This is a genomic window from Paenibacillus sinensis (genome assembly GCF_019904155.1).
Taxonomy (GTDB): domain Bacteria; phylum Bacillota; class Bacilli; order Paenibacillales; family Paenibacillaceae; genus Paenibacillus_AQ; species Paenibacillus_AQ sinensis.
The window spans coordinates 1-12,372 of record NZ_JAHCMB010000148.1; the positions used below are offsets into that span (position 1 = coordinate 1).

Consider the following 12,372-nt stretch of genomic DNA (forward strand, 5'->3'; position numbering starts at 1 on the left):
GCTACGCATCGTCGCCTTGGTGAGCCGTTACCCCACCAACTAGCTAATGCGCCGCAGGCCCATCCCTCAGTAACAGATTACTCCGTCTTTCATCCTTCCCTCAGGCGAAGAAAGGAATTATCCGGTATTAGCTACCGTTTCCGGTAGTTATCCCAGTCTGAAGGGCAGGTTGCCTACGTGTTACTCACCCGTCCGCCGCTAAGTTATTCGGGAGCAAGCTCCTTCATAACTCCGCTCGACTTGCATGTATTAGGCACGNGATTGGGTCGATCTCAGCTGAGCCGATCATTCCGGAACGAGTATAGAAAGAGCTGATTGCTCATTTTGAATCTGACGAGAAATTAATTCTCATTTAATACTCACTCGTTGTTCAGTTTTCAAAGATCAAGCTTCATTTAAGACTTTCATCGTCGCTTGTGTTCCTCAGCAGCAACTCTTATATCTTATCACAACCAAGTGATCAACGCAAGCTTTTTTATTTCTTTTTGAATCAGCAGCTCGTGTTTCTTGGCCGGAAATAGAATATATCATATTCAGATAGAGTCAATCAAGTGGTAGATTCAACCGGTTGCTAATGCACTGTCCTTTTTTTCATATAGGGATGTATAGCACTGAGCATCATTTTGCACCGGTTGTCGATCCCTTGAAGTACTGTGACTTTTAGAACTGGCACAATTTGCAATTGTGATAGAGTAGGTAGAGACGATAGGATCGAACAATCGCACTTATTATGAGGAGGTATACGAATGAGCATCAGTCAATCTTTTATGACATTTGCCAAAGAAGCGCCGCAGCAGCAAAGTGCCTGGAGAGAACTCGTGGAACGGATGGACAGCGCCAGTAAACTGGATAAGAAGACACAAGCACTTGCATATTTGGCAGTCTTGGCAGCAGCCCGTCTGGAGGGCGGGATTCCTTTTCATGTGAAACAGGCTAAAGAACTCGGTGCAACAAGAGATGAGATTATCAGCAGCATCCTGGTCGGTCTGCCAGCGGTCGGAAATGCTGTCATTCAGGCGCTGCCCGCCGCGCTTTCCGCTTTTGACGAGGAATAGAACAACAACGGCTGCGGAGAACATGCATCTTCCCCACAGCCGTCTTTCCAGTACCCCTGATGCTTACTAATCAATCTGCGCGACCTTCCACTCACCCTGCTTGTTTTTCAGTAGAGAAATTGTATAGATCCCCTCGGACAAATAGCCGTTATCGTGCATGGCCTGATACTCCAGCAGAAAATCCACCCGCTTCGTATCCTTGGGCTGTCCCTCATAGGTCAAGGAACTGAAGCGGAACTTGACGTCCGGACTGAAGAGATAGCTGAAATAATCCGCGGTCTCCGGGGAATACATGGCGGAATTGAACAGTTTCCGGTCATTCCCGGCCCACCCTTTCAGACAGTCCATGACCGCGTCAACCATCTGCTTCTGCCCTTCCCCGCTCAGTTTTGGGCGCGCAACATATACACCGGGCTCGGGCAGCTGTCTCTTCTCCAGATACTGGGCTGAACCCACCATTTGCGTAAAAAGAGGAAGCAGCGCTTCTCTCTCAGCAAGCGTTAACCGGACTTCGGCTGTGTAAGGCTTGCCATGAACGCTGAAGGCAAAATAATCGGCAGACGTATTGCCGTCTTTCACTGTCCCTTTGTATTCTTTGTACAGCAGCAGAACCGGCTCCCGCTCCTCCGTCCGTACCGTCAGCCCGCCCGGGTGAAAGACCACATAATTCCGGTGATCAGGCGTTCCCCAAGCCTTGCTCTTCCCCATCTGGAATTCCGCCATTGTCTCGGGAACAAAAACAGCGATCGGTGTCAGGGAATCACTTAACAGCTTGGCGTTGACATCGCTGCCGTCTATAGTGTAACCGCGCCCCGAACCGTTATAATCCGGCACCTTGCCATCCGAAAAGACCGACTTGGAAGCAGCAGGCAGGGCAGACGGCACCGAAGAAGGCGCAGCGCTCTTGATGGCCGGCATTCCTGATGCGAATGGAACCGGCGAAGACGGGGCGGACGGCGATTTAACGGTATATCCAGGTACAGCTGCTGCACTATTCTGGTTAGCTTCGTTGACCGCCGCACAGCCCATAAGAAGGGTAAGCGGGATTAACGAAGCCGCCGCGCATTTTCGAGTCCAGTTCATGGAACAATCACCTCTACCCCTAGACGGAATGTCTCTGGAAAAAGTTACAGCTTGCCCCGCGATCCGATCGCTCTAGAATCCGAAAATGCTTAATCCGCCGTCAACAAGCAGGGTCTGACCGGTCATATAATTGGACGCCTCCGAAGCGAGGAAGACAACAGGACCCACGAGTTCCTCCAGGCTTCCGACCCGCCCCATCGGGGTCCGGTCCGTAATCCGTTTCAGATAGGCTTCATCATTCAGAAGCTTCTCGGTAAGCGGTGTGCGGAAATACCACGGACCTACCGCGTTGACCCGGATACCGTACTGCGCCCACTCCAACGCCAGATTCTTGGTCATCTGGATCATGGCCGCTTTGGTCGAACCGTATACAACGCCTGTGCGCAGCGCAGTATGGCCGCCGACAGAGGAGATATTAATGATGCTGCCGCCCCCCTGCTCCTTCATGATCCGGGCCGCGATCTGGGAGCCCATGAAGGCTGACTTCAGATTGGTGGACATGATGGTCTCCCATTCCTCATCGGTCACGTCAATGGCGGGGGTGCGGATATTCATTCCCGCATTATTCACCAGAAGATCAAGTCCCCCCAAATCGGCGGAAGCGCGGGTAATGGCATCCTCCAGCTGCTCGCGGCTCGTGACGTCGGCCGGGTAGCAGAAGCTCCGGGACGAAGTATGCTCTGCAATCAGCGCAGCAGTCTCCTCAAGATCGCTCTGTGTACGGGAGAGCAGCGCGACGTCGCACCCGGCCTCAGCCAGACCGACGGCAAGCGCGCGACCGATCCCTTTTCCCGCTCCGGTGACGAGCACCTTTTTACCCTGCAGATTGAAAGATGGCAAGTACATGGTTTCACTCTCCTGATCTCGTTATTTATTGACGCCTCCGGACTTGCCGGCGTGCAGCGTGCTGAAATACTGACTCGGATTGCCCTGCTGGGGATTATGCTTCTCCTCAAAAACTCCGCCGGTGTACTCGCTGATCACCTTATGCCAGAACGTTCTGGCCGGCGTATTGGCGCGGATCTGCGACACCTTCCAATCCCCCTGGAACATGTCGAACAGCCGATGGGCAGCCCAGGTGCCGACGCCGAAGCGGCGGTATTTCTGCATCACAAAAAACTCGGTCATATAGAACTGGCCTTCCTTGCTGCGAAGGAGCCTGTCCACCAAGGCAAAGCCCGCAGGCCGCTCATTGCAGGTAATCAGGTAAGCATATTTATTGTGGCCGCTGTTCCAGTACGCCTCAAGGCCGGGATATGCGGGAAATGCGCCTTCCCGGTCCACATCCAATTCCAGATAGCGGGTGAAATCGTACAGATAGAACTGCATCAGTCTGCTGATAATCGCTTTTCGCTCGGCGGGAACAAGCTCAAGTCCGAGTTCCAATGGAGTCACCTCTGCTAGTCGCTTTTTTCGTTTCTTTCACACATGATATAACTTTGCAATCCAAGGAGCAAGGCGGCAAGGTGATGCCTTTAAAAGTAATCCGCAGCGAAACATGATAAAATGAGTGCATTACGATTTTACCGGAAGAAGGTGACCCCATGAGCATTCAAAAATGGAGCGACCGTCAGAAGCTCGAACTGAAGCTGCCGGCCATGCCCTGGTTCGTTCGCCAGTTCATCGACTTCAAGCTCCCCGATCTTTCTCCTTCCACACTTCTGGAATATGTACGCGATTACGAGTCGTTCTTCGGATGGCTGCGCGCCGAGGGCATCTCGCAGGCCGCTTCCAACGCGGAGGTTACGCTGCTCGATCTGGAGACGCTTCATATGGACAGCATCACCGGTTACCGCCTTCATCTGACCTCGCGTGCCGAAAGCGCCAATTCACGGATCACGGTATCCCGCAAGCTGTCCGCGCTGCGCTCGCTGTTTCATTACCTCAGTCAGATTGCCGAGGACGAAAATTTCTACCCGCTGCTCAAACGAAACATCATGGCTAAGGTGGAGATCAAACGAATTCACAAGCCTAAGGATACGGCAGCCAAGCTGAAGGGTAAAATTCTGGAGGAAGACGAGCTGCTGGAATTCGTCGGGTATATCCTGGAGGGCTATGGAAAGGACGTTGAGGGCAACAAGCAGGCCTACTATGCGTTTCAGCTCAATCGCGAACGGGACGCCTGCATTGCCAGCCTGATTCTCAATTCCGGGCTTCGCGTGTCCGAAGTCGTCAACTTGAACGTGGACGATCTGGATCTGAACAACAAGCTGCTGTATGTATTCCGGAAGGGCAACAATGATGAAACCTTTAAGACTCCGGTCTATTTCCGGGAGCAGGCCAAGGACGAGCTGAGAGCTTATTTGAATCTCCGGCAGACCCGGTACGTCACACCCAAGAAGGAAAAAGCGCTGTTCGTCGCCAAGCCCAACGGCAGCAACGAAGGCAAGCGCATGACGAAGCGGGCGATTCAGGAAATGATCATCAAATATGCCAAGCGGTTCGGCAAGCCGTATTTAACGGTCCACAAGCTTCGGCATTCCTTTGCAACCGACTATTATCTTCAAAATGATATCTATAAAACCAAGGAACAGCTCGGACACGCCTCCACGGAGACAACCGAAGTCTATGCGCATCTTACGGACAAGACAATGTCCGAAGCAATCGAGCGGCGTCAGGATTCCTGAGAACGGTGCGACCAGCTTCAGCCAAATGTCAGTGTCTGCCGTTCACACCAATGATCATGAACCAGTTCCTGAAATCAGGCCGCACCGAACCGGTGCGGCTTTCTTTGCTGATCCGGCCTTCAGATCGCCTTCAAACTGTGAGATAATGTTGGCAAGTTAGGCGCTTGATGGTGGCTTCGGCATGAGGTGAGGGAGCGTATAGATGCTTTTCTATTGTGAATTTTTCATATATTGTAATTTGATAATAAGGTTCGTTGCTGCTGTAAAAAACCGGCGACTGCATGCAGATCGCCGATTTCAAACACTGGACAGGCCAGAGTGTCAAATTCGCCCGAAGCGCGAATTGCTGGCCAGCAGACGGCAGCCCTCACATTCTTCAGACCGCCGATCAGTTCCAGATCCGTATGCTCCCGTACAAGAACCATTTTGGGAAAATCCTCATTCTTAAAGCCCTCGACAAGCACATAATCATAGCTGCAGAAGCCGCTAATGAGTTCCTTCAGTCTTCTGCTTCTCGACTCCCAGACGAAAGAGCTCTCATTCGACGTGATGGACACCCCTTCCGCCCCGGCCTCCCGATGAAGCCAGGTATCCGTTCCAGGCTGATCGGCCTCGAAGCCGTGAACATCATGCTTGATTACAGCCACGCTGAATCCCTGCTCGCGAAGAATTGGAATCAGAGCGGCGATCAGCGTCGTCTTGCCCCTGTTCTTGTAGCCGACGATTTGGCATACGACAGGCCGACGCCTTCCGGCTTGTCCCGCGAAGGAACGAACCCTGCCCGCCATACTTGATCTTGATTCATTGGCCGTAGCCAGTCTGCATGTTTCTCCCCGGCGTCCAAGATGCCGCACCCGCTGCTGAGATAAGATTTCTGCTGCCCGTTTCATGGCAGCTTAATGTAGCGGACCTTGGTGCCTGCGCGGAGCCCCCGCTCATCCGGCGTTACGACCAGCAGACAGTCGCTGTCCTTGATCGTGACCATCACCGAGGATTCATCAATGGAGGCCGGGTAAGCGTGCACCACTCCATCCTGTAGTTCCAGACGCGCTCTCACGAAGCGGGTAAAATTGTTGACCTTATGATAATCCTCCGCCAACACCGCGACACCTTCGGGAAGCAAAGGAGACGAAGACCCCTGCATCACGGCGAGCATCGGGTAAGCGAATAAATGAAAACCGACGAAGCAGGCGCCCGGATTGCCGGATAGTGCAATGATAGGCGTTCCTCCGCGGACAGCCGCTGTCGTTACGCTGCCGGGACGCATGGCAACCTTGTTGAACAGCATGGCGCCCGGATCTTCCCGGATCAGATCGCCCATAATATCATAATCGCCGACAGAGACGCCTCCGATGGTGATCACGAGATCATAGGCTTCCAGCGCCATCTCCACCTTGGCGCGGGCAAGCTCCAGATTGTCGGCGATGGCGCCAAGCATTACCGGCTCACCTCCGGCTTCCCGGATCAGCACCTCCAGCATCGGCGAATTGCTGTCCCGGATCTTGCCGGGCTGCAGCGGGTCGCCAACTCCAAGCAGCTCGCTGCCCGTCGCAAATAGCGCCACCTTGGGCCGGCGGATCACCGGGACTTCAGCGATGCCGAAAGTTGCCAGAACGGCAATATCTCCTGCCCCGATTCTACGGCCTGCCTCCAGCACTTTATCTCCGCTGCGGATTTCAAATCCCCGGGGTGTGATGTTGCGCCCGGCCTGAATGGTCGCGCGCACGCCAACCCATGACACGCCGTCTTCCTCGCGCGTAGTCGTCGCCTCCAGCATGACGACGGCATCCGCCCCCTCCGGAACCTGCGCCCCGGTCATTATTCTCGCTGCCGTCCCCTGCGTCACTATCATTTCGGAGACGAACCCGCAGGGAATTTCATCTACAACCTTGAGCCATACGATCTCCCCTTCTTTCGCCGCAATCGTGTCGGCCGCAATGACGGCGTAGCCGTCCATTCCGGAACGATTGAACGCCGGAAAGGGGTGCGGCGCCGCAATATCCTCTGCCAGTCTGCGTCCGGCTGCATGCCCGATCGGAATTCTCTCCATCTCCAGCGGAGAAGCATATGCCAACAGCTTCTGCTGTGCCTCATGCACCTGAACCACTTTCCTGCCGAACTTGCCGTTCTTGGTGGTCTCCTCCATCATCGCGATTCCTCCCTTTTTCCCAATGAACCCGTTTCATTGTAACATACCAAAATCGATGATCCCAATTCGGCTGATGCACGCCGAACACGAAAAAAGCAGGCATGCCTGACGGCCACCCGCTTTCATTCACAGCTTATTTATTGGCTCTTCCTGCGGAAGAAATGCTTATGAAGCCCGGATGACCTGAACGTCGCCCGGAATGATCGTCTCTCCTTCATATAGCATAAACCGCCCGTTCTGCCACTCAATACGAAGCAGCTCGCCTTCGTCGGATTGATACTGCCATACATGCTGGTCGCCCGCATTCATAAAAGGTGTCTGACCGGTCACTGCCACATGCCCTTCGTACTCTTCCTCCAGATAGTAGAGGATGTCATCGAGCTCCATCGTGGCCGGAACCTCGGCCAGATTATCCAGCCGGCCGTCGATTGCCTTATACAGCGCGTACCGCAGCTCTTCCCGCTGCTCCACATGCAAGTACGCCAGCGCCGCACCGTCGCGAAGCGTCAAGAGCGCGGCATTGCGGCCAAAATTGCTGACCCGCCCAGTCACTTCATAGCTGACGAGCGACACCTCGCAGATATCACCCGGAGACAGCTGAAGCATGCTCTTCGGAGCGGGAAGCGGTTCATCCTTGGCGAACAGATTGCCAATACGTTTCCATATACTCATGGTCGTTCCTCCTGTCGGGTCCCTGTACATACAAGAGCGGGGAGAGCGATTCACCGCTACTCCCCGCCATCGCCTTCACGATATCGTGACAGGAGGCTCTTATTGCTTCTCGTACTGCTTCATCAGAGCGGCCAGTTCATCTTCAACGCCCTGATCTTTGGACAACTGCTCGAATTCGTCATCAAGCGATTTCGTGCCTTTGCTCATTTCGTTGCTTGCTTCCGCCTGGGCTTCGGCCTGGAGCATTTTCTCTTCCATGCGTTTCAGACCGGCTGTCGCGGAATCGGAGCTGAAGCCGCTCATCGCCTTATTAATTTCAGTCTGCGCCTTGGCCGCGTTGTAACGGGCTACCAGCGTCTCGCGCTTGCTCTTCATCTGGCCGAGTTGCTTGCGCATCTCTTCCAGCTTGTCGCGGAGATTGTCAGCCGAAGCCTTGTTCTGGTCGTAGCTCGTCTTGTATTCGGCGAGCTTGCCTTCAGCCGTCTTCTTCTCTTCCAGCGCGCGGCGGGCCAGATCAGCATTGCCGGCCTGTGCGGCGGCGTGGGCTTGCTGATTGCGCTTGTTCACGAGCGCTTCCTGCTCTTCGTACAACTGCTTGAATTTCTTCTCAATCGCGATCTGGGCAGCGACCGCTTTCTCGGCGTCTTCCAGATCTTCGGTCATATCCCGGATATATTGGTCAGTCATTTTGATCGGGTCTTCAGCCTTGTCGATAATCGCATTGATATTGGACATCGTTAAATCGCGCAATCTTTTAAAAATGGACATATGTTCATTCCTCCAAAAGATGGTTTTTAAACTTGTTGATATGTTTTACGCAGATAAGCGGAATCCGTTTCATTTTTTGCTGCTTAAAAACTGATCCACCTTGCGATCCACCGTCTCAACCACGCGAAATATTTGCTCCTTGGTCAGATTGTCGTAATGGATGCCCATTACAACGGTCACGGTTCGCCCAAGCGCCTCGGCTGCTTGCCTGGCGATCCGTTCGCTGATCGTATGCTCCTTGTGTCCGGGAACCGCTGAGGTTCCGGAGGAAACGCCGCCCGTGTCCGGATATGCAATACTGGCCGCCCCGATATGCCTGACCCCGCCGGTAATCACCAATAGAAGATCGCGCCCCACCTCGAAACCGGTGATGACGATGTCTTCAGGGTCAAAAGCTTCCGAAGGCAAGAAAACTCCCTCCTTACTATACCTGCATGACTGCGATGTTTAAACGATGCCGCGGATTTCATCCAGGGAAGAGATATTTTCTTCGATCATAAACTGCCGGAGACCGGTTAGCAAGTCCCGACCGGCCCGCATATTCATGAAATTATAGGTGCCGACCTGAACAACCGCGGCTCCAGCCATGATAAATTCCACAATATCTGTAGCAGAGGCAATCCCGCCCATGCCGATAACCGGTATGCTGACTCTCTTCGCCACCTGATGAACCATGCGAAGCGCGACCGGCTTGATGGCAGGTCCCGAAAGGCCCGCATACAGATTATTGAATACGCTCCGTCTGCGCCGCACATCGATCTTCATGCCGGAGATCGTATTGATCAGGGAGACGGCGTCCGCCCCTTCATCCTGGCACATGGCAGCCATGTCCGCGATATCCTCGGCGTTCGGGGACAGCTTGACGGACAGCGGCAGACTCGTCGCTCTGCGGACGGCTCGGATAAGCTCCCGGGCGTCGCAGGTACGGATGCCGAAAGCGATGCCGCCCTCTTTTACATTAGGACAGGAAATATTGAGCTCAATCATATCCACCGCTTTCGTTCCCAGCTCCGCCCGGCGGTCGGCATCCTGCTGGATCAGCTCCGCTCCAGTGACATAATCCTCGAAGGTGTTGCCTCCAAGATTGACGATCCTCGCGGTGTCCAGCGATTCCCAATATGCGCCCTCCTTCTGCAGAAAGGCATGAATGCCGGGATTCTCCAGACCGACACTGTTCAGCATGCCCGATGGCGTCTCATAGACCCTGATTCCCGGGTTCCCCGCTTTGGGATTCAGCGTAAGGCCTTTGCCCGAAATGCCCCCAAGCTCGTTCACATCGTAAAATTTGGCATATTCCCGTCCGAACCCGAAGGTTCCCGATGCCATCACAATCGGATTCTTGAAGGTGACGCCCGCAATAACGGTGCTGAGGTCAAGCTCGGTTCCGGCTGATCCGGTCGCTTCCGTTCTAATCATGAAATACCACCTCTTCCGCCAAAAATACGGGTCCGTCCGCGCAAGCCTTCCGCTGTCCGTCCTTGCAGGAGACGCTACAGACGAGGCAGGCTCCGATGCCGCACGCCATCCGGTTCTCCAAGGAGAGGTAGACATTCACCCGGCTTCCTTCTGATTGGGAAGCGGCGGCCTTGCGATGCGCAGCCTTCAACATCGGGTGAGGCCCGCAGACGAAGACATGGTCGTACGCCGAGAAATCGACGCTGTCCAGAATGATACCGCCGACATCCACCGTCAGCTTCGCGGCGTAGGGGCGGAATTCTTCAGTCCCGAAGGGCTCCCGGCTATAGCCCAGGTAGACGTCGCAGCCCGGAAGCTCTCGTGCGCAGTACATCAGCGGCGCAATGCCGATTCCGCCCCCTACCAGAGCGATCCGTCCCTCTACCCGGGGAAAGCCGCTGCCGAACGGTCCTTCCAATTGAATGGAATCGCCGGGGACCAGTTTCGCGAACAGTTCCGTTCCTTCGCCTACAACATGATATAAGAAATCGATGCCGTCTTCCCCGACCTGATGGATGCTGAGAGGTCTCGACAGCACCGGATAGTTGTCCCATGCGCGCAGCATGTAGAATTGGCCCATTTGGCCGCCATAATCTCCGCCCACCCGGAGATGGTAAACATTATCAGCCAGCACTTCATTACTAATAACTGTCCCCACGTTATCAAGCTCCTTCAAATTTTATCTTAATAAACATGCCTGAGAAGAAACTTAAAATCTGTGATATTCTTCACACCTTTGAATGTTTTTCGGATGAAAGACAAATAATAGACGGAAACGCCACTACGGGAAGGAGAACATGTAATGAGACTTTTTGCAGCGGCGCGCTTCCTGGCGGCCGTTCTGATCCTGACATTGGTCTGCGGCCTGTCGGGCTGCTCCGGTTATACTCCAGAGGCACGTTCATCCGGAGCATCATCCTTCGGGGAATGGAACCTTCCCAAGAAAGAGTCGGCAAATCAAGCGTCCCGGCCGGTGTTGGCCAATGCCTCCCCCCTTACCCTTAGCCAGCTGATCCGCAAATATCCGAATGCGATCAAGACAAGCGGCCCCCGGGTCAAACAGATCGCCCTGACCTTCGACGATGTACCTGATCCCCGGTTCACCCCGAAAATTCTGGATATTCTGAAAAAGTACAATGTCAAGGCAACGTTCTTTCTGGTCGGAAGCCGATCGGCCAAGCATCCCGCGCTCGTCCGGAGGATCGTTCGGGAAGGGCACAGCATCGGCAATCATTCTTACAGTCATCCGCAGTTCAGAAAGCTGAATCTGCAGGGCTTCCGGAAACAGATCAAAAGGTCGGAGGATACGATAGCGGGAATAGTCGGCATTCGGCCCAGATTGATACGCCCGCCATACGGCGACATTACCGAACAGCAGCTGAGATGGGCCGCCGCGAACGGCTACACGCTCGTTAATTGGAATGTCGATTCCGAGGACTGGAAGGGAATATCGGCCGAACAGATCAAAGCGAATGTGCTGCCTCATGCCGGCCGCGGGGCGATTATACTCCAGCATGGAGGCGGTGGCAAAGGCAGCGACCTGAGGGGAACGATTCAAGCGCTGCCCGATATCATCAACACCCTCCGCCAGAGGGGATATACCTTCGTAACGGTTCCCCAGATGCTTCATCTCTCGCAAAGCCGTTAAAACCGGATGCATTAATGGGCAAACATCCTGTGCCTCCCTTGATGAAGCGAAACAAACAAAGCCGGACGGGCTGAGCCCGTCCGGCTTTGTTTGGGGAAGGCTAACGGGACCGGGATATTACTCCTGTATCCTGCCAACCGTGGCCGTTAACTTGATCGTGATGATTAATTAATCAAATAGAGTTCCACGTTCTGAAATCCGAATTCCGAGACAAAGCTCTGGCTGCCAGGAATGAAGATGTCGATCCGGTTGCCTTTAATGGCGCTTCCCGTATCCAGAGCTGTAGCGACAAATGCCTGCTTCGGCAGTCCAGGATGAGTATACCCCGTGACCAGCACTTTCGTGCCGAGCGGGATCACAGAAGGATCGACGGCGATTGTTCCCAGCTTCAGCGGATTGCCGAAATAATCGACGGCGCCCCAAGGTCCGTTCTCGTCCAGAGCCGAAGAATATGCGGTTGCCTTGACCTGCAAGGTTTTCTCATAGCTAAAGACCTTGCCCCATGCCTCCACTGTCTTGTCTCCCTGATCCGATTCTTTGGCTGAGGCGGCGCTGGCCACTTCCGATAAGGCCAGGGCGCTGTTGTCAGGGACGACGAGACGCAGGCCCGGATATATATTCTGAGGGTCGACACTCGGATTGGCCTGTACCAGTTTATCCACGCTTACACCATATTTTTGAGCAACTCTGTAAAAGGTGGTTTGATCCCCGGCGACATGGATGCGCTCGGCTTGAGCGGGCGCGGCCATCAGCATCACGCTGAGTCCGAGCAGGGCGGCTGCGGCTTTAACCGTCTTGATGTTCTTGATCATGATCATGGTGCCTCCTTAAGGTTCTGCGCACAAGCTTATGTAGGTTTCTTGCGGCAACGCGAATTTGGATTTGCTGTTCAACAGGTTTGAATATATCACAATT

At 54.2% G+C, this 12,372-nt stretch carries 14 protein-coding genes and 1 rRNA gene; 3 read left to right on the forward strand and 12 right to left on the reverse strand.

Annotated elements, in window-relative coordinates; all coding sequences use genetic code 11:
- Positions 1-292, reverse strand: a 16S ribosomal RNA gene (locus tag KIH86_RS16235); the annotation flags it as partial.
- A gap of 454 nt (positions 293-746) precedes the next feature.
- On the opposite strand from KIH86_RS16235, the gene KIH86_RS16240 reads away from it, so the two are divergent.
- Positions 747-1,055, forward strand: coding sequence for a carboxymuconolactone decarboxylase family protein (locus tag KIH86_RS16240; RefSeq protein ID WP_223087606.1), 309 nt, complete (start codon positions 747-749; stop codon positions 1,053-1,055).
- 66 nt (positions 1,056-1,121) lie between these two features.
- On the opposite strand, the gene KIH86_RS16245 is transcribed toward KIH86_RS16240, so the two are convergent.
- The 3 genes from KIH86_RS16245 to KIH86_RS16255 form a co-directional block, all read right to left on the reverse strand.
- On the reverse strand, positions 1,122-2,138 hold the full coding sequence (locus tag KIH86_RS16245) for a hypothetical protein (protein ID WP_223087603.1): 1,017 nt from the start codon (positions 2,136-2,138) through the stop codon (positions 1,122-1,124).
- Between the two features lie 72 nt (positions 2,139-2,210).
- Entirely contained in the window at positions 2,211-2,984 is a 774-nt protein-coding gene (locus KIH86_RS16250; RefSeq protein WP_223087600.1) for an SDR family NAD(P)-dependent oxidoreductase, read from the reverse strand.
- Between the two features lie 21 nt (positions 2,985-3,005).
- The gene (locus KIH86_RS16255; protein ID WP_223087598.1) at positions 3,006-3,524 is read right to left on the reverse strand and encodes a GNAT family N-acetyltransferase; all 519 of its coding nucleotides are present in this window, start codon (positions 3,522-3,524) and stop codon (positions 3,006-3,008) included.
- 158 nt (positions 3,525-3,682) lie between these two features.
- On the opposite strand from KIH86_RS16255, the gene xerS reads away from it, so the two are divergent.
- Complete coding sequence (xerS, locus tag KIH86_RS16260; RefSeq protein WP_223087595.1) at positions 3,683-4,765, forward strand: tyrosine recombinase XerS; 1,083 nt, start codon at positions 3,683-3,685, stop codon at positions 4,763-4,765.
- A 224-nt stretch (positions 4,766-4,989) separates the two neighbouring features.
- Here xerS and mobB read toward each other — a convergent pair whose 3' ends face one another.
- The 7 genes from mobB to KIH86_RS16295 form a co-directional block, all read right to left on the reverse strand.
- Positions 4,990-5,655 carry a molybdopterin-guanine dinucleotide biosynthesis protein B gene (gene mobB, locus KIH86_RS16265; RefSeq protein ID WP_223110562.1) on the reverse strand — a complete coding sequence of 222 codons (666 nt, stop codon included), beginning with the start codon at positions 5,653-5,655 and terminating at the stop codon, positions 4,990-4,992.
- A complete protein-coding gene (locus KIH86_RS16270; RefSeq protein ID WP_223087775.1) occupies positions 5,652-6,911 on the reverse strand; it encodes a molybdopterin molybdotransferase MoeA in 1,260 nt (419 codons plus the stop codon). The genes mobB and KIH86_RS16270 overlap by 4 nt, the downstream gene beginning before the upstream one ends.
- Positions 6,912-7,079: 168 nt before the next feature.
- The gene (locus KIH86_RS16275; RefSeq protein WP_223087591.1) at positions 7,080-7,586 is read right to left on the reverse strand and encodes a DUF4178 domain-containing protein; all 507 of its coding nucleotides are present in this window, start codon (positions 7,584-7,586) and stop codon (positions 7,080-7,082) included.
- A gap of 99 nt (positions 7,587-7,685) precedes the next feature.
- On the reverse strand, positions 7,686-8,354 hold the full coding sequence (locus KIH86_RS16280; protein WP_038696408.1) for a PspA/IM30 family protein: 669 nt from the start codon (positions 8,352-8,354) through the stop codon (positions 7,686-7,688).
- Positions 8,355-8,423: 69 nt separating this feature from the next.
- On the reverse strand, positions 8,424-8,762 hold the full coding sequence (lpdD, locus tag KIH86_RS16285) for a prenylated flavin chaperone LpdD (protein WP_223087588.1): 339 nt from the start codon (positions 8,760-8,762) through the stop codon (positions 8,424-8,426).
- 39 nt (positions 8,763-8,801) lie between these two features.
- On the reverse strand, positions 8,802-9,770 hold the full coding sequence (locus tag KIH86_RS16290) for a dihydroorotate dehydrogenase (RefSeq protein WP_223087586.1): 969 nt from the start codon (positions 9,768-9,770) through the stop codon (positions 8,802-8,804).
- Entirely contained in the window at positions 9,763-10,467 is a 705-nt protein-coding gene (locus KIH86_RS16295; protein ID WP_223087583.1) for a dihydroorotate dehydrogenase electron transfer subunit, read from the reverse strand. The genes KIH86_RS16290 and KIH86_RS16295 overlap by 8 nt, the downstream gene beginning before the upstream one ends.
- 144 nt (positions 10,468-10,611) lie before the next feature.
- Between KIH86_RS16295 and KIH86_RS16300 the strand changes: the two genes are divergently transcribed.
- A complete protein-coding gene (locus KIH86_RS16300; RefSeq protein ID WP_223087581.1) occupies positions 10,612-11,457 on the forward strand; it encodes a polysaccharide deacetylase family protein in 846 nt (281 codons plus the stop codon).
- A 164-nt stretch (positions 11,458-11,621) separates the two neighbouring features.
- Here the strand turns inward: KIH86_RS16300 and KIH86_RS16305 are convergent, their stop codons facing one another.
- On the reverse strand, positions 11,622-12,269 hold the full coding sequence (locus KIH86_RS16305) for a 3D domain-containing protein (protein WP_407672291.1): 648 nt from the start codon (positions 12,267-12,269) through the stop codon (positions 11,622-11,624).
- Between the last annotated feature and the right edge of the window lie 103 nt (positions 12,270-12,372).

Coding starts and splice junctions, on each gene's coding strand:
- KIH86_RS16250 (WP_223087600.1), bottom strand. CDS start 2,984: ATGTACTTGCCATCTTTCAATCTGCAGGGTAAAAAGGTGCTCGTCACC.
- KIH86_RS16300 (WP_223087581.1), top strand. CDS start 10,612: ATGAGACTTTTTGCAGCGGCGCGCTTCCTGGCGGCCGTTCTGATCCTG.
- KIH86_RS16290 (WP_223087586.1), bottom strand. CDS start 9,770: ATGATTAGAACGGAAGCGACCGGATCAGCCGGAACCGAGCTTGACCTC.
- KIH86_RS16305 (WP_407672291.1), bottom strand. CDS start 12,269: ATGATCAAGAACATCAAGACGGTTAAAGCCGCAGCCGCCCTGCTCGGA.
- KIH86_RS16270 (WP_223087775.1), bottom strand. CDS start 6,911: ATGGAGGAGACCACCAAGAACGGCAAGTTCGGCAGGAAAGTGGTTCAG.
- mobB (WP_223110562.1), bottom strand. CDS start 5,655: ATGAAACGGGCAGCAGAAATCTTATCTCAGCAGCGGGTGCGGCATCTT.
- KIH86_RS16280 (WP_038696408.1), bottom strand. CDS start 8,354: ATGTCCATTTTTAAAAGATTGCGCGATTTAACGATGTCCAATATCAAT.
- KIH86_RS16275 (WP_223087591.1), bottom strand. CDS start 7,586: ATGAGTATATGGAAACGTATTGGCAATCTGTTCGCCAAGGATGAACCG.
- KIH86_RS16245 (WP_223087603.1), bottom strand. CDS start 2,138: ATGAACTGGACTCGAAAATGCGCGGCGGCTTCGTTAATCCCGCTTACC.
- xerS (WP_223087595.1), top strand. CDS start 3,683: ATGAGCATTCAAAAATGGAGCGACCGTCAGAAGCTCGAACTGAAGCTG.
- KIH86_RS16240 (WP_223087606.1), top strand. CDS start 747: ATGAGCATCAGTCAATCTTTTATGACATTTGCCAAAGAAGCGCCGCAG.